The organism is Hymenobacter yonginensis (assembly GCF_027625995.1).
Lineage (GTDB): Bacteria > Bacteroidota > Bacteroidia > Cytophagales > Hymenobacteraceae > Hymenobacter > Hymenobacter yonginensis.
In genome coordinates, this window is sequence record NZ_CP115396.1 from 4305598 (window position 1) to 4328893 (window position 23296).

At 63.1% G+C, this 23296-nt stretch carries 19 protein-coding genes; 7 read left to right on the plus strand and 12 right to left on the minus strand.

The features are described 5' to 3' along the window. Positions 1–121 precede the first annotated feature (121 nt). The 4 genes from O9Z63_RS18540 to O9Z63_RS18555 form a co-directional block, all read right to left on the minus strand. Positions 122–1687, minus strand: coding sequence for a TonB family protein (locus tag O9Z63_RS18540; RefSeq protein ID WP_270126871.1), 1566 nt, complete (start codon positions 1685–1687; stop codon positions 122–124). Positions 1688–1718: 31 nt separating this feature from the next. Continuing rightward, a complete protein-coding gene (locus O9Z63_RS18545) occupies positions 1719–4187 on the minus strand; it encodes a penicillin acylase family protein (protein WP_270126872.1) in 2469 nt (822 codons plus the stop codon). A gap of 115 nt (positions 4188–4302) precedes the next feature. Beyond that, the gene (locus O9Z63_RS18550) at positions 4303–4926 is read right to left on the minus strand and encodes an outer membrane beta-barrel protein (RefSeq protein WP_270126873.1); all 624 of its coding nucleotides are present in this window, start codon (positions 4924–4926) and stop codon (positions 4303–4305) included. Between the two features lie 130 nt (positions 4927–5056). Then, the gene (locus O9Z63_RS18555) at positions 5057–5833 is read right to left on the minus strand and encodes a septal ring lytic transglycosylase RlpA family protein (RefSeq protein WP_270126875.1); all 777 of its coding nucleotides are present in this window, start codon (positions 5831–5833) and stop codon (positions 5057–5059) included. 469 nt (positions 5834–6302) lie between these two features. Here O9Z63_RS18555 and O9Z63_RS18560 point away from each other — a divergent pair, with 469 nt between their 5' ends. Together O9Z63_RS18560 and O9Z63_RS18565 are read left to right on the plus strand one after the other, a co-directional pair. Next, positions 6303–7211 carry a DUF72 domain-containing protein gene (locus O9Z63_RS18560; protein WP_270126876.1) on the plus strand — a complete coding sequence of 303 codons (909 nt, stop codon included), beginning with the start codon at positions 6303–6305 and terminating at the stop codon, positions 7209–7211. Positions 7212–7262: 51 nt separating this feature from the next. Continuing rightward, the gene (locus tag O9Z63_RS18565; protein ID WP_270126877.1) at positions 7263–9356 is read left to right on the plus strand and encodes a matrixin family metalloprotease; all 2094 of its coding nucleotides are present in this window, start codon (positions 7263–7265) and stop codon (positions 9354–9356) included. Positions 9357–9365: 9 nt separating this feature from the next. On the opposite strand, the gene O9Z63_RS18570 is transcribed toward O9Z63_RS18565, so the two are convergent. Then, positions 9366–9977 carry a DUF6992 family protein gene (locus tag O9Z63_RS18570; protein WP_270126878.1) on the minus strand — a complete coding sequence of 204 codons (612 nt, stop codon included), beginning with the start codon at positions 9975–9977 and terminating at the stop codon, positions 9366–9368. A 31-nt stretch (positions 9978–10008) separates the two neighbouring features. Then, entirely contained in the window at positions 10009–10956 is a 948-nt protein-coding gene (locus O9Z63_RS18575; RefSeq protein ID WP_270126879.1) for a 3-oxoacyl-ACP synthase III family protein, read from the minus strand. 160 nt (positions 10957–11116) lie between these two features. Between O9Z63_RS18575 and O9Z63_RS18580 the strand changes: the two genes are divergently transcribed. After that, a complete protein-coding gene (locus tag O9Z63_RS18580; RefSeq protein ID WP_270126880.1) occupies positions 11117–11683 on the plus strand; it encodes a hypothetical protein in 567 nt (188 codons plus the stop codon). A gap of 251 nt (positions 11684–11934) precedes the next feature. Here the strand turns inward: O9Z63_RS18580 and O9Z63_RS18585 are convergent, their stop codons facing one another. After that, positions 11935–13074 (minus strand): DUF3667 domain-containing protein, encoded by a 1140-nt coding sequence (locus O9Z63_RS18585; protein ID WP_270126881.1) that lies wholly within the window; start codon positions 13072–13074, stop codon positions 11935–11937. A 354-nt stretch (positions 13075–13428) separates the two neighbouring features. Between O9Z63_RS18585 and O9Z63_RS18590 the strand changes: the two genes are divergently transcribed. After that, entirely contained in the window at positions 13429–15102 is a 1674-nt protein-coding gene (locus O9Z63_RS18590) for a PA14 domain-containing protein (protein ID WP_270126882.1), read from the plus strand. 91 nt (positions 15103–15193) lie between these two features. Here O9Z63_RS18590 and O9Z63_RS18595 read toward each other — a convergent pair whose 3' ends face one another. Further along, complete coding sequence (locus tag O9Z63_RS18595) at positions 15194–15907, minus strand: head GIN domain-containing protein (protein ID WP_270126883.1); 714 nt, start codon at positions 15905–15907, stop codon at positions 15194–15196. Between the two features lie 248 nt (positions 15908–16155). Between O9Z63_RS18595 and O9Z63_RS18600 the strand changes: the two genes are divergently transcribed. Beyond that, positions 16156–16626: a nuclear transport factor 2 family protein gene (locus O9Z63_RS18600; RefSeq protein ID WP_270126884.1), complete on the plus strand. Its 471-nt coding sequence runs from the start codon at positions 16156–16158 to the stop codon at positions 16624–16626. 156 nt (positions 16627–16782) lie between these two features. Here the strand turns inward: O9Z63_RS18600 and O9Z63_RS18605 are convergent, their stop codons facing one another. Further along, a complete protein-coding gene (locus O9Z63_RS18605) occupies positions 16783–18837 on the minus strand; it encodes a M13 family metallopeptidase (RefSeq protein WP_270126885.1) in 2055 nt (684 codons plus the stop codon). 72 nt (positions 18838–18909) lie between these two features. Between O9Z63_RS18605 and O9Z63_RS18610 the strand changes: the two genes are divergently transcribed. Together O9Z63_RS18610 and arfB are read left to right on the plus strand one after the other, a co-directional pair. Further along, positions 18910–19347, plus strand: coding sequence for a hypothetical protein (locus O9Z63_RS18610; RefSeq protein ID WP_270126886.1), 438 nt, complete (start codon positions 18910–18912; stop codon positions 19345–19347). 211 nt (positions 19348–19558) lie between these two features. Further along, a complete protein-coding gene (gene arfB / locus O9Z63_RS18615; protein ID WP_270126887.1) occupies positions 19559–19966 on the plus strand; it encodes an alternative ribosome rescue aminoacyl-tRNA hydrolase ArfB in 408 nt (135 codons plus the stop codon). A gap of 103 nt (positions 19967–20069) precedes the next feature. Here arfB and O9Z63_RS18620 read toward each other — a convergent pair whose 3' ends face one another. From O9Z63_RS18620 to mgtE, 3 genes are all read right to left on the minus strand, one after another. Beyond that, positions 20070–20777 carry a hypothetical protein gene (locus tag O9Z63_RS18620; RefSeq protein WP_270126888.1) on the minus strand — a complete coding sequence of 236 codons (708 nt, stop codon included), beginning with the start codon at positions 20775–20777 and terminating at the stop codon, positions 20070–20072. A gap of 32 nt (positions 20778–20809) precedes the next feature. Beyond that, complete coding sequence (locus tag O9Z63_RS18625) at positions 20810–21727, minus strand: magnesium transporter CorA family protein (protein WP_270126890.1); 918 nt, start codon at positions 21725–21727, stop codon at positions 20810–20812. 138 nt (positions 21728–21865) lie between these two features. Continuing rightward, positions 21866–23251, minus strand: a complete 1386-nt coding sequence (gene mgtE, locus O9Z63_RS18630) for a magnesium transporter (RefSeq protein WP_270126891.1) — start codon at positions 23249–23251, stop codon at positions 21866–21868. Between the last annotated feature and the right edge of the window lie 45 nt (positions 23252–23296).

A 23296-nucleotide genomic window follows, 5' to 3' on the forward strand; every position in this document is an offset into this window, starting at 1 on the left:
GAGAGAGTGAGGAGAAGCAACAAAAAATGCCTGGGCTTTAGCGGAGCACCGCCATACTAGAATCGGCTAGCGGGGTATTTTCAAACACAGCGGGTCGGCTGTTGCGCAGGTAGTGCCGGCTCTAATCAATACGGCCACGAGGGGGCAGCTCAGCGGCGGGCATTGGGATGATGACCTGCTGCCGGACTGATACGGGCTGGTTGGCGGCGTTGCGGGCCGGGGTCCAGCGGGGCATGGCCCGCATAAGGCGCAGGGCTTCTTCGTCGCAGCTACGGCAGAGAGGACGCGTGATTTCCGCGGCACCAATGCTGCCATCCGCCTGCACCACGAAGCGCACTTCTACGGCGCCGCGCAAGTCCTCCTGCTTTAGTACTTTGGGCTCCTTCAACTCTTTGGTAAGGTATTGCCGCAGAGCCAGACCGCCGCCGGGAAATACGGCTGGCATAGCCACCTGGCCTCCTTCGAATACGTGGTTGGGTCCGAGCATTTGCACGGGAACGGTGAACTGTACCGCTACGGCGCGCCCATTTTGCTTGCCCGGCTCGAATGGTGGTAACGCCCGCACGGCCGCCAAGGCGGCTGCGTCGCAGGCAGGGCAGAGGCCGCGAACCACTTTCAAGTCAGAGATAGTGCCAGTAGACTGTACCACGAAATTCAGGAACACGGTACCCTCGGAGCGGCCTTCGCGCACTTCCGGCGGTAATACTAGTGCCTGCTGAATGGCGATACTCAGCGTAGTGCGGCCGGCGGGGCCACTCAAGGTCGGCATCTGCTCCACGTAGGTGTACACTTTCTCCGGCTCAGGCTGCGGAGGCACCGGTGTGGCTTGAGCGGGCATGTCCATCAGGTCGGAGGAGCGGGGCGGAGTAACGTTGAACACGACCGGAACGGTGTAATAAACCGGTACCTGCTGCCCGTTCTGCTTGCCCGGCTCGAAGCGTGGCAGGCTCCTGACTACCCGTACGGCTTCCTCGTCGCAGCCCGCGCCAATGCCTTTCTGCACCTGCACTTCTCTGACGAGGCCCTTGGTATCCACGACGAACCGAACGAACACACGGCCTTCTACTTTCTCGCGCAGGGCTTGCGCCGGGTATTTTACATGCTGCTGAATGTAAGCACGTAGACTATCCATGCCGCCCGGAAAAACCGGCATTTGCTCCACAAAAGTGTAGGCCTTGGACATACTGGTATCCTCGATGATAGTCCCAGCGGCGGGTGTATTCGGCGTTTTTCCGGCTGGAGTTTCAAAAACCACTGGCACGGAATGACGCACGGCCACCGCTTTATCTAAGCGGCGGGCGGGCCGCCAGGCAGGCATGGCTTTTATCAGGTGTAACGCCTCCGCGTCGGTGCCCGAACTCAGGCCACGTAGCACGCTGATATCGGTCAGGCGTCCATCTGAGCGCACCACAAAGCTTACGTACACCGCGCCTCGGATGCGCCCCTCACGTACTTCAGCGGGTAGCCGTGCGCTCTTGAGGTATTGCTTGAGGGCGAAAAGGCCAGCCGGATACTCCGGCCATATTTCCACCTGCTGCGTTTCGTACACGGGCTCCGTAGCGTGGGCAGATGGCGGCTGCCTGTTGGCAGCTGGTTGCTTCTGAGCCAGTAAGGGCAGCAGCGGCAGTGCCGTCAGCAGGCCTGTCAATAGAAGGCAGCGGGAGGAAGTAGCGGATAGCAACGACATATAAGTAGAGTTGAGCAGCGAAGGTAACGCCTCAGCGTTCCAGCATCCAGGCGGCTCGAACGCGCGGGTTGGGCTCGGTGGCCGAGCGCAGGAAGATCAGCTCGTTGAGCTGGCCCACGCGCCAGGTTTCCAGCATGTCGTCGTAGGCCACGGAGCCGGGGTTGCCGCTCTGCCCGCCCGGAAACACGCCGTAGGCCTTCACGCGCGGCCCCAGTGCCACCACCATGCGCCACGAAGGACCAGTGCGCTCGGTAGTAGCATTCACGATGCCCGCGCCGCCGCCACAGTCCAGGTCCATGTGCCCGAAGCCGGGAATCTGGAGCATGTGCAGGATGTCGGTGCTTTTCTGATTCTTCCAGGCCCAGCGCGGGCCCAGCGGTCCGTATTTGCGGGTCAGCGAGTCGGTGGCGAAGCGCAGGCTGCGGCGCACCAGCTGCGGCAGCGTCTCGCGCTGCGGCGTGCGTTGGTCGTCGATCCAGCGGCTGTCGGCTTCGCGCAGGATGAGGGTTTTGGTTCGGTCGCGGGCGGGCATGCGCATTTCCAGGCCGGTGGCTTTCAGCCCGAAATCGTCGGACCAGATGCGCTTGACGAGGTTGCCGTACCACAGCTCATACACGCTGGGCGCCAGGGCGTCGGCGGTGTAGTGGTAGTTCCAGCGGCGCAGCTCGGCTAGTACGCGGGCCTCGGGCGAGCTGGCTGCAACCAGGGTGTCGGCGTTGGCGGGGCCGGCGGCCAGCTGTAGCAGGCGGGGTAGCAGCAGCTGGGCCGTCAGGTTGAGGTTGTCGTTTTGCAGCATCCGCAGGCTGTCGGGCGTAACCTGGCGCATGCTGGCCAGCCGCTCGTTGATGCGGTGGGCACGGTCGTAGCTGCCATCGCCGTAGTTCCAGTTGAGGTAGTAGGGGTAATCGGGGCCGGTGGAAAACTGGTTGGCCGACGACACAAACTGCCGCGGTGGGTTCAGCACGTGCGGGTTCTGGGCGGCCGGAATCCAGCCCTGCCAGTCGTAGGCCGGGTCGGTGCCATCAAGGATGAACTTGCCTTGCTCGCGCCACTTCAGCGGGAAGCGGCCGTTGGGCCAGATGGCAATGTCCTTGTCGGCGCTGGCGAAGATGAAGTTCTGGGCCGGCGAGCCGTAGGTGCTGAGCGCGGCCGTGTAGTCCTGGTAGTTGCGGGCGCGGTTGAGGCGGTAGAAGGTCTGGTACTCGTTGGCGGCATCGTGTGCGGTCCAGCGCATGGCGTGGGCCACGGGCGCGTGGGCGGGCAGGAAGGGCTTCTCCGGCTTATCGTACACGATGGGGCCGTGGTGGGTATAGAGCACGGTGTCGAGGCGGTCGGGCTGGCCGCGCACGGTAATGCGCTCCACCACCCGCCGGATGGGTTTCCAGCGGCCATCGTGCCAGTATTCGCGCCGCGTGCTATCCTTGAATTTCAACTGGTACCAGTCCAGCACGTCGGCGGCCACGTTGGTCACGCCCCAGGCCACCTGCTCGTTGAAGCCGATGATGACCGTGGGCGTGCCCGGAATGCTCACGCCGTACACATTCAGGCCGGGCGCGGCCAGCTGCACCTGGTACCAGATGCTGGGCAAGTTGAGCTGTAGATGCGGGTCGTTGGCCAGCAGTGGGAAGCCCGAGGCCGACTTCGCCCCGCTCACCGCGAAGTTGTTGGAGCCCAGCTCGGGGTCGGGCTCGTTCTGCGGCACCTTGCCCGACATGGCCGCCAGAAAGCCCGGCGGCGTGGCCGGCACCGGCAGGGGCGTAAAGTCGAGCGGCGTGCCTACGGGCACGATGGGGTCTTCCTGCATCGGGTAGTCCGGAAACAGGTCCTTGATGACGGCCGGGCCATAGCGGGCCAGCGCGTTGCTCATGCGCAGGTCGTCGGAGCGGCCGCTCAGGTCGAAGGCCATGTATTTCAGAATCAGGGCGCTTTTCAGCGGCTCCCAAGGCTCGGGCTGGTAGTCGAGTAGCTTGTACTCGAAGGGTAGCGTCTGGGGCGTGAGGCTGCCGATGTAGGCGTTGGCCCCGTCGGCGTAGGATGTCAGCACGGTGCGCGTCACCGGGTCGGTCATGGCCGAGTCCAGGGAGCGGCGGGCTCCAAACGGCAGGCCCATGCGCCGGAAAAATCGGTCGGTTTCCAGCCGGGCGGGCCCCACAATCTCCGACAGGCGGCCAGCGGCCACGTGGGCAATGAAATCCATCTGCCAGAGCCGGTCGCGGGCCGTGAGGTAGCCCTGCGCATAGTACAGGTCGTGGTCGTTCTGGGCGAAGATGTGGGGCACGCGCCGGTCGTCGAAGCGGACCTGCACAGGCTGACGCAGGCCCGGCAGGCGCAGCGTCTGGAGGGCGGCGGGCGCGGCGGCAGGTTCGGCGTTGCGCCAGAACCCACGGAACGGGCTCAGGAACTTGCCGAACGGCGGCACGTCGCCCTGCCGGGTGTTGAGCACCCACGTCAGCGAAACACTGACGAGCAGCGCCAGAACAGGTTTGATAATACGCAGCATAGCAGGCAGTCCGGATAATCTCAGTCTCGTGCCACAACATCCGACAAAAAAACGCGGCGCGCAAACCACTGGGGGTTTGCGCGCCGCGTTGTGCAGGCAATAAGCTTCGGCAAGCTTACTTGGCCGCCGCGCCTTTCGAGGGCAGGAACACGGCAAAGCCGGCCGAGACGTTGAGGGCGCCGGCACTGTCGTAGTCGCCGATGCCATAGCGGCCGTAGCTGGCCACTACTTCCAGCGCTGCGCCCGGCGTCAGGAAATAGTTGTAGCCCAGGCCCGCGCCAAGCGTGAGGGAAGTCTGGCTGCTGCGCTGATCTTCTTTGGTGATAACCGCCTGACCACCGGAGGCGAAGTACATGCCCTCCGCCTGATACCGGTAGCTACCACGCGCAATGCCTGCCTGCAAGTGCCCGAAAAAGCGGTGCGCCCCCGTGCCCGGCAGGTAATAGCGCGCAAATGGCACCAGCCCTACCGCTACCTCGCGGCGCGTGCTTTTTTGAAAAGTGGTTTCAAAATGACTGCGTGAGTAGCTGATCGGCAGGCCGGCTCCCAGCAGAAAATTGTTGCCCACGAATACGCCTGCCGAAGGCGTCAGGGTGGCCGAAATGCTGTTGTTCTTGTCGCTGCGGCCATAGCTCAGGTTGCCCACGTTGGCCCCGATGTAGCGGGCGCCTTTTTCGGTTTGGGCAAAAGCCGAGGAGGCCAGCGCGCAGCTCAGGCCGAGGAGGAATAGGTGTTTCATTGAATGAAAACAGATAAAAAAGGGAGATATAACCGTCAGGAAGAGGCTGGACGTTGGCCAAAGGTTGCACAAAAAAGAGCTGCCCACACAACGTGCCGGCAGCTCTCCTTCTATATCAGGCAGATACTTTTTACAGGTTCTCGCTCTGCCGCACCAAACCGGCAATGCCCCATTCCTGCAGGCGCAGGCGGACCCGGTCGGCCTCGGCGCGGTCCTGGAAGCCGCCCACCAGCACGCGGCTGACGGGTTTGCCTTCCTTGGTGCCGGCGGCCAGCGTCACGGCCAGCGTGCGGTCTAGGGCCATGATCTTGTCGAGTACGGCCTGGGCGTTGCGCGTATCGCCGAAGGTGCCGGCCTGTACCACAAAGGTGGGCTTGGGCTCGGCCACCACTACTACGTCGGCAGCTTCGGTGGCGCCAGGCAGGATGGTAGTAGTGGCAGTGAGGGTATTCAGCGAGTCAGAAGCCAGGGCGGCGAGGTCTTCGGGGGCATCGGTGGGGCCGAGGGGAGTGGTAGCAGGTACTACTTCGGCTATTACACTCACGGCGCCGTTCTGCACGATGCCCAAAGGGCGGGCGGCAATTTCCGCCAGGTCCAAGATGCGCTGGTGGCGGAACGGGCCCCGGTCGGTAACCCGAACTACCACGGCCTGGCCGGTGGTGGGGTTCGTGACGCGCAGGCGGGTGCCGAAGGGTAGGGTTTTGTGGGCGCAGGTGTACTGGTTACGGTCGAACCGCTCGCCGTTGCTGGTGCGGTGGCCCTGGTGCTCCCGACCATACCATGAGGCGCGGCCCCGCAGCACAGTGGCGCGGCGGGCGGCGGTAGCGGGCGTTTTGTCGTCGTCGGCACGCCCGAGGGCGTAGGAGGCCGGTGCAAAGCCGGTCAGCAGCACCAGAACGAGGGACATCAGCCAGCCCATGGTATGTAGTCGTAGAGTAACCGTCATCAGTACGCGGCGTTGGTGAACACGACAAATCTAAAATTGCTGACCAAACTCCGACCCGATTCCCAAGTGCGTTAGTATTGTGGAGGCGATTAAAATTGTCTTTTTTCTACAAAATTTGCATTTAATTTATTGCTGCCAGAAAGGGCCAAATAGGGTTTTGTGTTTCCTGAAGGGTGATTTTGTATTATAATAGGAAGGCTGACAGGTAGGCATTAAAATGAGACTATGCGCCGGTCAAAAAATATTGGCCATCGGAGGCCGGAAGCCTTTCCGGGCTGGTTGCAAAAGTCCCGGAATTTCACTAAGGGTGTAGGCGGCGGCGCAGGGCCAGATAAGTGCTGATGAACGTGTTACGAACTGCCACCGAAAAACCGGCTGGCAGCAGGGGGCAGAATTAGGCGCGGCGCGGCATTTTGCCGTATGTTGCCGTATGGATTTCGGCCGCCTTTCTGACTTACGCTACGTTGACTTCCGGCTCCCTTCGGACCACCCCGATACGGCCGCGCTGCTGGCCCGGGCGCCGGCCCCTGCCAGCCCTGGCCTCTACGTCGGCTGCCCCATCTGGACCAACAAGGCCTGGCTGGGCTCCTACTTCCCGGCCGGCATCCGCGAGGCGGACTATCTGCAACACTACGGCCGGCAGTTCAACAGCCTGGAGCTGAACACCACGCACTACCGCATCCCCGACGCGCCTACCGTGCGCAAGTGGCGCGACGCCGTGCCGCTCGGCTTTCGGTTCTGCCCCAAGCTGCCCCAGATCATCAGCCACGACCGGGCCTTATATAATGTCGACGACCTGACCACCACGTTCTGCCGGTCCATTGTGGAGCTGGAGGACCGACTGGGTTGGTGCTTTCTGCAGCTGCCGCCCACCTTCGGCCCCGAGCACCTGAGCCGGCTGGAGCGCTACCTGCTCGACTTTCCGGCCGATGTGCCGCTGGCCGTGGAACTGCGCCATCCGGCATGGTTTGCCGATTCCGTGGCGTTTGCCGCCGTGGCGGCTATGCTGGAAGCCCTGGGCAAAACGCTGGTGATAAGCGACGTGGCCGGCCGCCGCGACGTGCTGCACATGCGCCTGACCACGCCCACCGCCTTCATCCGCTTCAACGGCCACGGCTTGGTTGCTTCCGACTACCAGCGCGCCGACGCCTGGGCCGAGCGCATTGCGGGGTGGCTGCAGCAAGGCCTGCAGACCGTGTATTTCTTCGTGCATCAGAAGGACATCATGCATACGCCCCTCTGGACGCAGCACTTCCTGGGCCGCCTGCATACGCTCACGGGGCTGGGCGTGAATCCGCCCCGTATCATCCCGCAGGCGGTGCAGGGCAGCCTGTTTTAAGCATACCTATTACTCATCCGGCAGAAGAGCCTGCCGAAACCACGTTGCCTCATGAAGCACCCTGCGCACCTGTTGCTGGCCCTGGCCCTGGCTTTTTCCGGCGAAGTGCAGGCGCAATTCGCTCAGCTGCCGCCCGCCGAAGCCCGCTGCTTGGTACTGCCCCTGAGTCTGGCGGAGCGGGCCGCCGTTGCGCCGCTGGTGGTAGAAGCCGAGGTGCTGAGTGCCCGCAGCTTCTGGGATGCCGGCCACCGCCGCATCTACACGGCGCACCAGCTGCGCGTATTCAGCGCTCTGAAAGGCACGGCCCCCACCCAGCTAACCGTGCTGACGGAAGGCGGCACCGTGGGGCTTGACCGCCATCAGCTCACCAACACGCTGGAGCTGCGCCCCGGCCAGCAGGGCGTGCTGTTTCTGGTGCCGGCCAGCTTCGCCGACACGGCCGCCGAGGCCGGGGCGTGGGCAGTGTATGGTAGTGAGCAGGGCTTTCTGCCCTATGACTTGGCTACGGCCACAGTCGCCGACCTTTTTCGGCCCCTGGGCGCTATTGATGAAGCCTTCTACCAACAGCTGACGGAGGCTACCGGGCAGGCGCGGCAGCTGGTGCAGCCCAACGCTGCCCTAACCGCCGTCCGGCAGCGGCTGGCAGCGCCCGTAGTGGCGCGTGGGCAGGCCCCGGTAGTCAGCAGCCTGAGCCCGGCCACGGTACCTGCCGGAACGGGCGCGGTGCTCACGCTGGCCGGCTCGGGCTTTGGCGCGACGCGGGGCGTGGGCTTCGTGGAGTTCCCTAATGCTGATAACGGCGGAGCCTCCCTTGTGAAGCCCCAGGACGCCGACTACGTGAGCTGGACCGATACGCGCATTGTGGTGCGGGTGCCGGCCCTGGGCCAACCCGCCGCCCCGGCCGGCAGCGGCCCGGTGCGCGTCACCACCAACGACCAGCAGCAGGCCACCAGCGCCACTTCGCTCACGGTGCCTTACGCCGTGAGCAACGTGCTCAGCACGCCCGGCAACCAGCTGGTGCGCCCCAACCACATCAGCCAGAACGGCCGCGGCGGCTACAGCTTCCGCTTCGAAACCACCTTTGCCGCCAACACCGCCGCTACTGCCGCCTGGAACCGGGCCCTGGCCACCTGGCGCTGCCAGACCGGCATCAACTGGGACGCCGACGCGCCCCCGCGTACCAGCCGCGGAGCCGCCGAAGACGGCGAGAACAGCATCGGCTTCGACCAGGGCGGCGAGCTGCCCGCAAACGTGCTGGGCCGCACCACCAGCTACTACCGGGGCTGCTTCCGGCCCGACGGGCGACTGGTGTTCTACGTGCAGGAAATCGATATGCAGTTTGACGACGCCACCACCTGGCAGTTTGGGCCCGCGCCGGCCGTGGGCACGCAGCTGGATTTCGAGTCGGTGGTGGTGCACGAGCTGGGACACGCGCAGCAGCTGTCGCACGTGATTCTGCCGCGGGCCATCATGCATTTTGCCGTGGCGCGCGGCCAGAATACCCGCTTCCTCGCCGCCGATGACGTGGCGGGTGGGCGGGTGGTGCTGCGCAAGCGCAGCTTTGCGGTGCAGGGCTGCGGGCCGGCGCCTATGCTGCCGGCGCCGCTCACGGCCTTTTCGGCCGCGCCATCTTCGGCGGGCATTGTGCTGAGCTGGGCCACGCGTGCCGAGTGTTTCCTGAGTGGGTTTGAGGTGCAGCGCGCTCAGGGCACCGATACCACCGCCTGGCAGACGCTGGCCGCCGTGCCGGTATCGGCTGCCTACACCTACCTCGATGCCCAGCCCCAGGCCGGTCTGCGCTACTACCGCCTGCGCCTGCGCCGCCCCGATGGCAGCTTCGATGCTACCGCGCCGGTGCTGGTGAGTGCCGATGCCGCGGCGGGCAGCCAGCCCAGCGTATTCCCGAACCCGACGGCGGGCCAGCCGCTGCAGCTGTATTACCCGGCCACGACGGCCGGGCGCCTGCGGGCCGAGCTGTTTGACGCCGTGGGGCGGCGGGTTTCCACTACGTTTCTGGAGTATCAGCCCGGCCTCAACCTGCTGCCGGTGCCCACCGAAACCCTGAAAGCCGGCTGGTACGTGCTGCGCTACCTCGATACCGACAGCCGCACCGGCGCGCTACGGTTTGTGAAGACCGGCGAGTAGCGGCTGGCGCTAACGGATGGGCAGCGTGAAGGCCACCGTGCCCGGCCCCACCTGCAGCCCGCTCAGCAGCGGATACAGCCGCTGGGAGGCATGGCGGTGGTGAGCCGCAAACATCAACCCATCAAAAGCCAGCAAAAAGCCACCCTGCAGCAGCAACGACTGCCCATAGCCGCGCAGCTGCTGCTGGCGGCGCACGGTGGGGCGCGAAGCGGCCCGCTCCCGCAGATACAGGCCCGTGGCCAGATAGGCCACATCGAGGCCGGCGTTGAAGAGGTACAGGTTTTCGGTGCGCAGCTGTGTGCGGACCAGCGTGGCGCGGTCGGTGGGGGCGGCTGGCGGGCGGCGCGTGGCCCATAGCGAACTGCCAGCCAGCGCCAGGTTCACTACGCCCCAGCCCACGTTCATCTGATGAAAGTATTTCTCGCGGCCTTCGGTGGCGAAGTAGCGTGCCCCGCTCACGCCTACGTTGCCGAGGGCCCAGCCACCCAGCACCAGCATGCCGCGTTGGTCCAGCGTGGTGCGCCGGGCCTGAAACTCGGTGGCCGGCAACGGCAGCTGCTGCGCCGCCAGTTCGTTAGCTGCCAGCAGGGGCAGGACAAGCAGAACAAGGGAGCCGCGCATCAGCAAGAGCGTTTTCAGTTGACTTGATGGGTTACCGCTCCAGCAGCATAGCCCCGTAGGAATAGCCGCCCCCGAACACCGTGATGATAACCCGGTTGCCGGGCTGCAGACGCGGCCAGGTGTCGCCGAGGCCGATGGCGGCGCCGGCACAGCCCGTGTTGCCCAGCCGCTCGATGTTAGATACGGCGCGCTCGGGGGGCAAGCCCAGCTGCTGCAGCACGTTTTTGGTGATGCGCAGGTTGGCCTGGTGCGGAATCAGGTAAGTGAGGCTGTCGAGGTCCAGGTGCTGGCGCTCCAGCAGCTGGCGGGTCACGCGGGCCATGTACTGGCAGGCGTACGTGAAGACGTCGCGGCCGTGGGGCATCACAATGCCGCGTTCCACGGGCTTCAGCGTTACGGCTTCGTCGGCTTTGCCGGCCACGGCCGCGCCGCCGGTCAGCACCTCCACCACGCGCAGGTCGGTGGGGGCGAGGCGCTCCTTGGTGAGCAGCAGGGCCGAGGCGCCGTCGCCCCAGAGATGGCCGGCCACAGTGTCGCTCTCGTTGTTGTAGGCGGTGTTGTGCTCACTCACCACCACCACGGCGCGGCTGGCCTTGCCCATGGCGAAGTAGCCTTCCACAATCTCAATGGCGTTGAGCAACGACGAGCACGCCGACGAAATGCTCACCACCGGAATATCGTTGATGCCCAGGTCGCGCTGCACGGCGTGGGCCAGTGTGTAGATGGTGTCGTGCGGGGTGTAGGTGGCCCCCACGATGAGGTCGAGCTCGGTAACCGGAAATGCCGGGGCCTGGGTTAGCACGCGGCGGGTGGCCTCAATAGCCATGGTATTGGTGTTTTCGCCGGGACCAGCCTTGCGGCGCTCCCGAATGCCGGTGCGCTCAATGATCCAGTCGGCAGAGAGGCCGTTGAGATTGGTAAAATGCTCGTTGGTAACGACTTGCTCTGGCAGATAGGATGCCACCTGGTGAATGTACACGGACGGAAAGCGAATGAGTTGGGCCTAAAACTACGGCAATGTACGCGGTGCGGGCCCGGGCGTCCGGCAAATTAGCGGCCGTGGCCCGTACTTTGCACCGAGCTTGCGCGTTCAAACGCCCACACAGCAGGCTCCGTTCGCTTCGTCTCGTTACAAGATTATGCTATTTCGCTTTCGTCGTCGTGGCCTGCTGCCCCTGCTGGGGCTGGGCCTGCTGGCTGCCAGCCCGGCTGCCGCCCAGAAATACCGCACGGCGGCCGGCCTGCGCCTGAGCCCGGGCCAGTACGGCCTCACGGTGCAGCAGAAGTTTTTGCCCGGCGCCACCCTCGAAGGGCTAGCGCTGGCCGGCACCCGCGAAGTAAGCGCTACGGTACTGGCCGAGCGCCACTTCGGCATTCTGGGGCCCAGCCTCAACTACTACCTCGGGGCCGGCGGCCACGTTGGTAACCACAAGGATACCGGCACGTTCGGGGGCGTGGATGGCATTGTGGGCGTGGAGTACAAAGTGGCCCTGACGCGGCTGGTCATCTCCGCCGATTTCAAGCCCAGCATCGAGTTCGGCTCCGACGACTGGGCCCGCTTCCCGACGGCCTTCTCCGTGCGCTACATCCTGATTAAAGAGAAGAAAACCGGCCTGCTCGACGGCGTATTCGGCGGCGGCAAAGACAAGTCGAAAGCCAAGGATAAGCCCCGCAGCTCCGGCCGCCGCGGCCTGTTTGACTGGTAGCCGATAGGCGGGGCTTGCTACTTTTTTCCGGCGATGCTTCCATCGGCATACCGCTCCTCCGGGGTTGCTCCGCGACTTAGGATACTCAAAGCCTGCTGTTACGCAGGGCGTTAGTTTTAGTGGCGTTAGAGCAGTAGCGCGAACTTTGTAGTTCGCGGCCCTGCGCCATTAACATCCAACGGCGCGGAGACGCGAATTACAAAGTTCGCGCTACTACCGCCCCGCCACGGCTAATCCGCGACTTAACCTACTTAAAACATGATCAGCCCGCCCAGCGCTACCAGCGTCAGGGCCAGGGCCAGTGTGAAGCCGTAGCTCAGGCCTAGGAGCAGGGATTTTAGCACTGTTTTCGGCCAGCTTTGCTGATAGAAGTTGCGCAGGGACAGCAGAAAGTATATGCCCGGAATCAGCAGGACATAGTCTTGGGCCCAGGCCATAAAGCTGAGCTTGCTCAGCAGCAGTGCCACTGCGAAGTACACAAACAGGAAGCAGTGGATGTGCACCGTGAAGATGAGGTGGCTGATGTAGTGCCGGCGCTGCCGGAAATACGCGCCCTTCAGCAGCAGCGCCGCCAGCGGCATAATCAGGAAAATGAGCAGCGACAGGCCGCGCAGAATCTGGTGCATGGCTTCCTCGCTCGTGACGTGGTGCCAGCGCACGGCCCGCTTCACGCCCAGCCGGTTCCAGAAGCCGGGCACGGCACCCTTGCTACGCAGCACAGAGTCCACCTGCGCCTGCGTGATGTCATCGGGCAGCTTTGCCACCTCTTCTTCCGGGAGCTTGACGCCCATCACCGAGAGGTTGAGGCCGTCGGAGGCGCTTCTGCGGGTTGTTGAGTCTGTGGTGGCCTGCGTGAGAGCCTGCGGCGGCCGGCCGGCTTTTTGGCGCTGCTGCATCAAATCCGTGAAGAGGCGCTGCAGACTGTCACTGCGGGCCGGCGACTGCGCCTGAGCAATGTCGCGAAGCAGTTGCAGTTCCTGCTGCCGGGCAGGATCGTTGGCGGTTTCTGTCAGGGTGGCGGCCTGCCGGGCAAACAGCTGTACCGGCCGCTCACGGCCGTGTTCAGGCTTGGTAACCGACGATAGGAGCAGGAAAAACACAAAGCTCAGGAACACATAGAGCCGCACCGGCGGCACGTAGGGCATGCGCCGGCCCTCCAGAAAGCGCCGCGTGAGCACGCCCGGCCGAAACAGCAGCAGGCCCGCCGTTCGGAATACCTTGCCATCGAAGTGGAACAGTCCTTCCAGCGTTTCTTCCACTAAGTGGCCGAAGGAGATATTGACTTCGTGATTCTGTTGGCCGCAGCGGGGGCAGAATTCAGCCGGCGTGTCGGCCGGAAACGAGTAGCCGCAGTTTGCGCAGGCCGGTAAGTGGGTAGCGTGGTGCGCCATAGGGAAGAGCTGGGGCCGTACCGAAGCTGCAACTGGTGGTACGTTGGCGCAAGTAAGCATTTTCCGGCCGGCACATGCAAGGCGCTCGCACTGGTTGCGTGGGGGGCGCGGGCGCTCTGCCGGAAGACTTAGCACAGCCTGCTGGGTGCGTGCCTGATAGTTTATTTATAATGCAAAATAAAATTAGAATGTTGCAATATTATAAAATAACTATTACATTCACTCAGAGTAGTTGCCGTCTTCTTTCACCATTATGCTTTGAGGCTCATGAAGACAATCTTTACCACTCTGCGAATAACCGGTCTTGGTTGTCTGCTAGCTTTGTGGACGCTGTTGAGCAGTGGGTCCAAGGCAATGGCCCAACCCAACAACTGCATCGGCCAAGACCCGAGCGGTAGCCCAGCTACCAGCGGCTTATATGCCGAGTACTACAGTGGCTACTTCGACGATGACCAGCTGTTCTTCACAAATCGGGCGGCTGGCCTGATCCGAACAGATGTGCAGGCCAATTTCCCCAACAGCGGGTTTGGCGACCTGACGACTGTGGCCGCCAATACGCTTGCGGACCCGGATGGCTTTAGTCTGCGTCAGCGCGGCAGTTTGGCCATTACTACGGCCGGCATGTATACATTTTATCTGTATTCTGACGACGCGGCCTACTTCTGGCTTGACAATGCAGCGCTAGCCAGCCCGGCTATTTTGGCGCAGGCCACCATTGCCAACGGCGGGATGCACAGTGCCTCCGTGGCGCAGCAGGCCAGCGTGTATCTGGTGGCCGGGCTGCATAACATCCTGCTACACTACGGCGAAATGGGCAGCGCCAACACGCTGATACTGGAATACGAAGGTCCTGATGCTCCTGCCCGGCAGGTAGTGCCTGCCAGCGTGTTCTGCACGGCCGTGCAGCCCGTGCGGACCCTCCCTGCCAACCTGATGTACGCCAACGATAATCAGACGGTGACTGTGGGCACCGGCACTATGTCGTCGGTGCCAACAGTGACGGGAGTAGGGGCTACGCCGCAGTTTCTGTTGGCAAATGCTGCCAGTCTGCCAGCCGGCATAAGCCTCAACGCCGCCACAGGCCAGCTGACGTTTGGCGTGAATGTGCCCACGGGCCTGTATCAGCCTAATATACTTGTGATTGGCAGCCAGGGCGCTACGTTGTTTCGGCAGGCCTACACCTTTGTAGCGGCTGTGCCGCCGGCTGCCGGCTGCATGAGTGTCCGCCCCGACCGAGGCCCCCCAACGCAAGGGCTATACGGCGAATACTACCAAGGCTATTTTGCGGATGATCCGGCCTACTTCTCGGCTAATCGGCCCGGCCTAGTACGCCTGGAAAGCCACCTCAACTTTGATACTGATGGCAGCTGGGGCGACCTGACTGCTGTGGCCACGGGCACTGCCACCGATGCTAACGAGTACAGTGCGCGCTTTCGGGGAAGTTTCACCATCAGCACTTCCGGCCTTTATACACTCTATCTCCGGTCTGATGATGGCTCCCGGCTGTGGCTTGATACCTACGCGCTGATGTCGACCCCACCCAATAACATGGCCACCATCAATAATGGGGGCATGCACCCCGACTCCACAGTAGCCGTTACGCTGCCTTTGCTCGCCGGCCAGCATGACCTGCAGATTCATTTTGGCGAAAACGGTGGGCGCAACAAGCTTGTGCTAGAATACGAAGGCCCGGATGCCCCAACGCGGCGCGTAATGCCCCCTAGCATTTTTTGCTCGGGCGGTAGTGGGCGGCCCCTTGGCGTCCGGCCAGTTGCCCGGCAGTCAAGTATGGTAGTAGCTCCTAACCCCAGCAAAGGCAGTTTTGGAGTTCGTATTGCGCAGCCACAACCGAGCCCGGGCACCCTTCAGCTGCTGGATATACAAGGCCGCCTCTGCTACCAAACCAGCCTGTTGGATGTTGCCGAGCAGCAGGTGCAGCTTCAGCTACCTAGTTTACCAGTGGGGGTGTACTTGCTGCGTCTCACTACCGAAACCGGCACTGCTACTCAGAAAGTAGTGATAGAGTAAACGGCACAGCCTGTCCACAGAAAAGGGAGTTCCGGCTGAACAACGCTGCAGCCGGAACCCCCTTTCTCATGGTGACGAATGACGTCAAAAGTTACTCTTTGCGCACCCGGCCGGAGCCGGCAATTTTGCTGCTGACGTTGGCGCCGCCGCGTACGTATACGTTGCCGGAGCCGGCAATGCTGGCCTCCAGCGTACGGCTGGCGTAGAGGCGGCCGTTGCCAGAGCCGCTGATGCCGATGGTGCTGGCCTCGGTGCGCAGCTCGGTGGCCAGCACGTTGCCGGAGCCGCTGATGCGGGCCTCATGCCGCGGGCAGGTGCCGGCCACCTGAATTTCGCCCGATCCCGATACGGCCGATTTTAGCTCGCTGGCTGTGAGCCGGGGCAGCAGGATGCGGCCGGAGCCGCTGACCGCCAACGACAGGCGGTCTGCCTTCACGGCCTCTTCGGCTTTGATCTGGCCGGAGCCGCTCACGCTGAGCTCTGCCACGTCGGTCATGGTCACGTACACCGTCACCGGGCCTTCGAGGTTGTCGCCGGACCACATTCTGCCGTTCTGCTGCTTGGTGCTGATGCGCAGGCGGCCACCTTCCACCACGGTTTCGATGCGGGCCAGGTCGGCAGTGGTGGCTTCCACTTCCACGCGCTGCGGGCTGCCCTGCCGCAAAACTATCTTGGCCGAATTGGCCACGCCCAGGCGCGTGAAGGCCGCCACAGAGCGTATTTCGCGGTTGGGCGCAGCCAGGAGCAAAGCGGGCAGCAGCAGAGCCAGCAGCAGGGTCAGGGAGGCGTAGCGTAAGCGTTTCATAAGTGGAGAAGGTTGAAGGTGAGGGGTATGCCCGGAAAGATGGACAGCCGCCCGCAACAGTTGCCTGCAGCCAGGCCGGCCATAAAAAATAACCAGTGACCCGGCAGATAAAGCTCTGCCTGCGTGCCCCGACGCTCGTGACACCATCCTAAAAAAACACCGTCCTGCAGGCAGCCAGGGGCGGTGTTTTTTGTGCAGCTTTGAGCCGCAGGCCGCGTTGCACTTTCGCGCTGTCTGCTAGCCCGGCCATGCACCCGCACGAACAGCTTCTTCACCGCTTCTACCAAGCCTTTCAGCGTCGCGACCATGCCGCCATGGCCGCCTGCTACCATCCCCAGGCCACCTTCGAGGATGCCGCGTTTCAGCTTCAGGGGGCCGATATCGGGAAGATGTGGCGCATGCTCTGCGAGCGGGGCAAAGACCTGCGCCTCGCCTACAACGACCTCCACGCCGACGACCACGCCGGCCGCGCCACCTGGGACGCCCGCTACACCTTCTCGCAAACCGGCCGCAAGGTGCACAACCACATCCAGGCCCGCTTCACGTTCCAGGACGGCCTCATCCTCACCCATCACGACGAGTTCAGCTTCTGGCGCTGGTCACGGCAGGCGCTGGGGCCGGTGGGGTGGCTGTTGGGCTGGTCGGGGTTTCTGCAGAACAAGGTGCGCAAATCGGCGGCGCAGGGGCTGGCGGCGTACCGGCCGCAGCTGAGCCAGTAACCAGAACGTCATTCCGAGCGAAGGCGAAGCCGTAGTCGAGGAATCTCGCTAGTGTAGTAAATAATGCTACTACAACCTCAGCACGCGAGATTCCTCGACTACGGCTTCGCCTTCGCTCGGAATGACGTTCTACTCTTTTTCTCTCAACTACCGCTGCTACCAAATCGTCACGCGGGCGGAGTCGGGGCGGTAGAGCTTGTCGGTGGGCTTCACGTTGAAGGCCTCGTAGAAGGCCGGCACGTCGGCGAAGGGGCCGTTGACGCGGTAGCTGGCCGGCGAGTGCACGTCGGTGAGGATGCGCTGGGCCAGCACTTCGTCGCGCTGGTGGTTCTGCCAGCCCAGGGCGTAGCCCAGGAAGTAGCGCTGCGTGGGCGTCAGGCCCCCGATTTTCTCGTTTTTCTTGTACTGTTCTGTTTTCTTGAAGGCATCGAAGGCAATGACGATGCCGCCCAGATCGGCAATGTTTTCGCCGGCCGTGGCCTTGCCGTTGATGTGCAGCGAGTCGAGCACGGTGTAGCCATTGAACTGGCGCACGATGCCATTTACGCGCTGCTGGAAGGCGGCGCGGTCTTTTTTGCTCCACCAGTTGCGCAGGTTGCCGTTCTCATCGAACTGGCTGCCCTCGTCGTCGAAGCCATGGGTCAGCTCGTGTCCGATGGTGCTGGCGCCGGCGTAGCCGTAGATGATGGCGTCGTCGGCGTCGGCATCCTTGAGACCGGGCACCGCGAAGATGGCGGCCGGCAACACGATTTCGTTGTTGCTGGGATTGTAGTAGGCGTTATAGGTCTGGGGCGTCATGCTCCATTCGGTGCGGTCGACGGGCTTGCCCAGCTTGCTGAGCTCGTAGCGGTAGCGCCACTGGTTGGCGCGCATCATGTTGGCGGCGTAGGAGTCGCGCTTGATGTCCAGGGCCGAGTAGTCGCGCCACTTGGCGGGGTAGCCCACTTTCGGGGTGATTTTGGTGAGCTTTACCAGGGCCTTCTGCTTGGTGGAGTCGCTCATCCAGTCCAGGGCCTGAATATGCTCGCGGAAGGACGCTACCACGTTCGTGGTCAGCTTTTCGTAGCGGGCCTTGGTTTCGGGCGTGAAATACTCTTTCACAAACAGCTGGCCCAGGGCCTCGCCCATGGCGCTTTCCTCGTCGTCGAGCACCCGCTTCCAGCGGGGGCGCTGCTCTTTGCGGCCCTGCAGCACGGTGCCGTAGAAGCGGAAGTTTTCGTTGTCGAAGGGTGCACTCAGGCGCTCGGCGTAGGTGTGCAGCAACTGCCACTGCAGGTAGGCGCGCCAATCTTCCACGGGGGCCGTGCGCAGCAGGCGGGCGGCTTCGCGGTAGAACTCGGGCTGGCCCACAATCACCGTATCCACGCCGGGGATGCCGGCCTGCGTGAACCAGGTTTTCCAGTCGAGGCCAGGCGTGAGCTGGTTGAGCTGGGCCAGGGTCATCTTGTTGTAGTTGGCGTAAGGGTCGCGCAGGGCTTCCAGCTTGCGCGAGGCCCCGGCCAGGGCCGTTTCCAGCTTCACCACCTGGGCGCTGTGGCGCTGGGCAGTGGCGGCGTCTTCGCCCATCAGCCCCAGCATTTTGGCCACGTGCGTGCCGTACTCCTTACGGATGTTGGCGGTGCGGGCGTCCTTGTTGAAGTAGTAGTCGCGGTTAGGCAAGCCCAGGCCGGCCTGGTACAGGTACAGCGCCATCTTCTCGCTGTTTTTTGCGTCCTGCGCCACGTAGGGGCCTACCAGCGCATTCACGTTCAGCGGAATCAGGCGGGCCATGGCAGCCTGCACGTCGGCGGGGGTGCGCAGGGCAGCCAGGCGGTCCAGCTCGGCTTTCAGCGGCGCCAGGCCCTGCTTGTCGATGGCCACGGAATCCATGCCAGTGGCCCAGAAGTCGCCGATTTTCTGCTGCGTGCTGCCGGCGGCGGCGTTGGCTTTGGCGGCTTCCTGGTTGAGGGCGCGCAGGCGGGCGTACACCTCATTCTGCACTTCCTTGCCGATGCCCCAGCTGCTTTCCGAAGCCGGAATGGGGTGCTGCTTCAGCCAGCCGCCGTTGGCGTACTGGAAGAAGTCGTCGCCGGGGCGCACGGTGGTGTCGAGGTTGGCCTGGAGCAGGTCGGGCTGGGCGCTGCCGGAGTTGGTGCCGGAGTTGCAGCCGGCCAAAGCCAGCAGCAGGGCGGGGGCAGCCAACCAGCGGCGCGAGGAGGGAAGGAAGGTCATGAAAAAAGGGAGGTTGAAATCAATTACGGACGCAACCTAACAGTTCTGCCAAACACCTGTTAGGTTGCAGCTATGCCGTTAAAATTTCTGCTGCTGCTCAACTTCGCGCTGGCCGCCTACCTCACGGGCCTCATCTGGACGGTGCAGCTCGTGCACTATCCCGGTTTCGCCTACGTGGCGCCCGAGAAGTTCGGGGCGTTTCATCAGCACCACACCCGCACCATGAGCTTTGTGGTACTGGCCCCGATGGTGCTGGAGCTGGGGTTAGCCGTGTGGCTGGCCTGGCAGGGCCGCAGCACGCTGGGCGCGGCCGGCTGGTGGGCGCTGGCGCTGGTACTGCTGATCTGGGCGGCCACGTTCTTCATCTCCGTGCCATTCCACAACCGCCTCGCCGCCGACGGCTACAGCTATGTGGCCATCGACGGGCTGGTGCGCACCAACTGGCTCCGCACCGTGGCCTGGACCCTGCGCAGCGGCCTGCTGGGCTGGCTGCTCTGGAAAATATTGTAGCGCAAAGCCTTTGCTTCGCGTATCGTTGATAAGATAGCGCAGGCGTCCCAGAGCTGAAACCTTGGACGTCAGCGAAACTGCCAAAACGGAACGTAGAAACCTTCCGTAGCCTAGGGCTTCAGCCCCGGGCCGCCCGCGCCGTCCTTTCTTGTAACGATACGCGAAGCAAAGGCTTCGCGCTACAACATCTTTCAAATCAGCACCTCAACCCATGCTGCCTGCCGCCGCCGACTTCCTGCCCGAACTTCAATTCCAGACCAGCCGCAGCAGCGGCCCCGGCGGGCAGAACGTGAACAAGGTGGAAAGCCGCGTGGAGCTGCGCTTCCGGCTGCTGGAGTCGCAGCTGCTCACTGATGAACAGAAGCAGACGCTGCAGCAGAAACTGGCCTCCAAGCTCACCTCCGAGGGCGAGCTGCTGGTAGTGGCGCAGGAAGACCGCAGCCAATTGCGCAACAAGGAAACGGCGCTGCAGAAGTTTCATGAGCTGCTCACCAAAGCCCTGCACAAGCCTAAAGCCCGCAAAGCCACCAAGCCCAGCAAAGGCGCCGTGCGCCAGCGCCTGGAGTCCAAAAAGAAGCATGGCGACAAGAAAACCAACCGCGGCCGGGTGGATTTTTAGTTGCCGTTGCTAGCTGCAAGCATAAATCCTCAGGCTACAAGTTTTTCTGCCTGTGTCAAGCCAATGTGCTACAGCAGTAAGCTTGGTATTTACAGTTTGAAAATCAGTTCAAATCCAGCCCGAACAGCACCCCAAACCACGGCCGATGCTGGTAAATCCAGTGGCGCTGGTCGGGGCCGAACAGGTGGTCGGCGCCGGCGGCCAGCCCCACGTTGAACACGCGGGCATCGTAAATCAGGGCTGCGCCGACGTGCGAGACCAAGCCTTCGTATTCGGCAATGGCCGTCTGCTGACGGGTAACGTCGGGGTTGATGACGGCCGCCCCCAGGCCCACAAACACGCCGTAGCCAATGCCCGTGTCGCGCAGTACCGGAGCATTGCCGGGCCGGTGCCGGGTGGGCGTGCTCACATGGTAAAAATCGAGGCGCCGGCCCAGATACAGGGCCGCATTGAAGCTGGTATTGAGCTGCACCGGCAGCGGCGCCCGGGCCGGCCGAATCTTGAAGGGCAGCGTGAATACATCCACATCGAAACGGCGGCTCAGCAGCACGCTACTGTGGCGCCGGGCCAAGAGCAGCGGGCTGGCTATGGCCGAGTCGGTGGCCGCTAGCAGCAGCGTGTCGGTGGCCTGGCGTAGATACACGGGCTGCCTCCGATAGGCCTGCAGCGTTGGCGCCGTGGAGCGCAGCACCCAGTAACGCCCGGTGGGCAGCTGCTCTACCCGGCCCACGGCGGCGCAGCCGGTCAGGATGGAGCCAGCAGCCAGACACAAGCACAGGCGCAGCAAACCGGGCATAGCAGACGTCAGCATACAACAGAGAATCAACGAGAAATAGGGGAAGCTTAAATCCAGCCCTTGCGCTTGAACCAGACGTAAATCCCCACCGAAATAACCACCATCGATAGGATGGAAACCGGGTAGCCCAGCTTCCAGGTCAGCTCGGGCATGTAGTTGAAGTTCATGCCGTAAATGCCGGCAATGAAGGTGAGGGGCAGGAAAAACGCCGAAAATACCGTCAGTACCCGCATGGCCTCGTTGGTGCGCTGCGACGAGAGCGAGAGGTAGAGGTTCATGAGGTTGGTGGCGCCGCCGTCGAGCTGCTGGTACATGGTTTCCACCTTCACCTGCAGATCCTGGGTGTCCTGTAGCAGCGTATCGTCCGTGACGGAGGTGGCCAGCTGCCGGCGCAGCATCGTCAGGATGTCGCGCGTGAGCAGCAGCAGCTGCTTGGCGGCGGAGGCTTTGCGCTTGAGGAAGTACAGGCCCTGCAGGGCGTTGGGCACTTCCTGCTTCAGGAAGATTTCGGCCTCGTAGTCGTCCAGCTCCCGCGTGAGCGTGAGGGCGGGCTGCATGTAGCTGTTGAGGGCGTAGCGCACCAGATGGAAGGCCACTTCGGCGGGCGTGTTGCACTCCTGACCGGGGGCGCGGGCCACCCGTTTCAGCTCGTTTAGCACCGGGTGCGGCAGCCGGTGCACCGTAATCAGGTAGTCGGCGGCGTAGAACACGGCAATCTTGGTGCTCAGCTCCTGAATGGTGTCGGCCTCGTTGGTTTTGGGCGGATTAAATACCCGCAGAATCACGAAGCTCAGCCCGTGGGTGGCCTCAAACTTGGGCAGGTGGGTGGGCTCCAGACAGTCGCGCACCAGCGAGTCGGGCAGGTCGTACTGCGCGGCCACGGCCTGCAGCTCGGCCACGGTGGGGCTGGTAATATCCAGCCAGGCAAAGGCGGATTCCTGATGGGTGAGGAGGGTTTCGGTCATGGGCAGTGCAGTTGGCAACAGGTCCTGTAACGCGAAATTCCATTTCGCGACGAGCGAAGCAAGTATCCGGTAACGTGCCGCCTGGTTGTTGTGCAGTGCCGGATACTCGCTTCGCTCGTCGCGAAATGGAATTTCGCGTTAAAGCAGCGTGCCGCGCAGCACCAGTGTAGCCACTGAGAAATAGATAATCAGGCCCGTTACGTCCACGAGCGTAGCCACGAATGGGGCCGAGGCCGTGGCCGGGTCGAGGCCCAGGCGCTTGAGCAGCATGGGCAGCATAGCCCCCGACAGCGCGCCCCACAGCACTATGCCCAGCAGCGAGAAGCCCACCGTTACGGCAATCAGTTGCCAGTACGGCCCGAAGTAGCCCGGGTCTACCACCTTGGCCCATAGCACGATGCGCATGGCACCCACCACCCCCAGAATGCTGCCCAGAGCCAGCCCCGACACGATTTCGCGCCGCATTACCAGCCACCAGTCGGAGAGGGTGAACTCGCCCAGGCTCATAGCCCGGATGATAAGCGAGGTAGCCTGCGAGCCGGCATTGCCGCCGGCCGAAATAATCAGCGGAATAAACAGCCCCAGCACCGCCGCCTTCTGCAAGTCGTCCTCGAAGTGGTGCATGGCCGAGGTGGTCAGCATCTCGCCAATCAGCAGAATCACCAGCCAGCCGGCGCGCTTTTTCACCATGCTCCAGATGGACGTGGCCAGGTACGGCTCATCCAGCGCCGCCGAACCGCCCAGCTTCTGGATGTCCTCGGTGTCTTCTTCTTCCCGGATGTCCAGAATGTCGTCGATGGTCACGATGCCAAACAGCACGCCGTCATCGTTGACCACGGGCAGGGCCACCCGGTCGTTTTTGCGGAACACGTCGATGGCCGCTTCCTGGTCCTGCATGGCGTTGAGCTTCACGTAGCGGCGGTCCATCAGCTCGCTCACGGGCCGGTCGGGCGCCGACAGCAGAAACTCTCGGATGCGGATATCGTCGATGAGCACGCCGCGCTGGTCAGTCACGTAGAGCACGCTCAGCGTCTCCGACTGCCCGCCGTGGCGCCGGATGTAGTCCAGCACCTGCTGCACGGTCCAGCTCTCCCGAATGGCAATGTAGTCGGGCGTCATCAGGCGGCCCACCGAGTACTCGGGGTAGCCCAGCAGCTCCAGCGTCACCTTGCGCTCCGGCTCGCTCAGCGTCTGGATCAGCTCCTTCACGAAGTCGTCGGGCAGGAATTCCAACAGCGCCGTCCGGTCGTCGGGCGACATTTCGTTGAGGATGTCGGAAATTTTCTCCTGGCTCAGGTTGGCCAGAAAGTGCTTCTGCACCTCCAGGTCGAGGTATTCGAACACCTGCGTGGCCAGCCGCAGCGGCAGCAGCCGGAACACAATCAGCTGCTCACGCTCCTCCTCGGCCTCAATCAACTCCACCAGCTCGGCGGGCTCGTAATGCTTGAGAATCTCCTTGAGCTTGAAAAACTCTCCCTCCTGAATCAGGGACGTAATGTGGTCGGCGGTCGGGTTCTGATTCATGTAACGCAGAGGGTATGTCTCGCTAGGCAGGAGGGTTGGTGACAA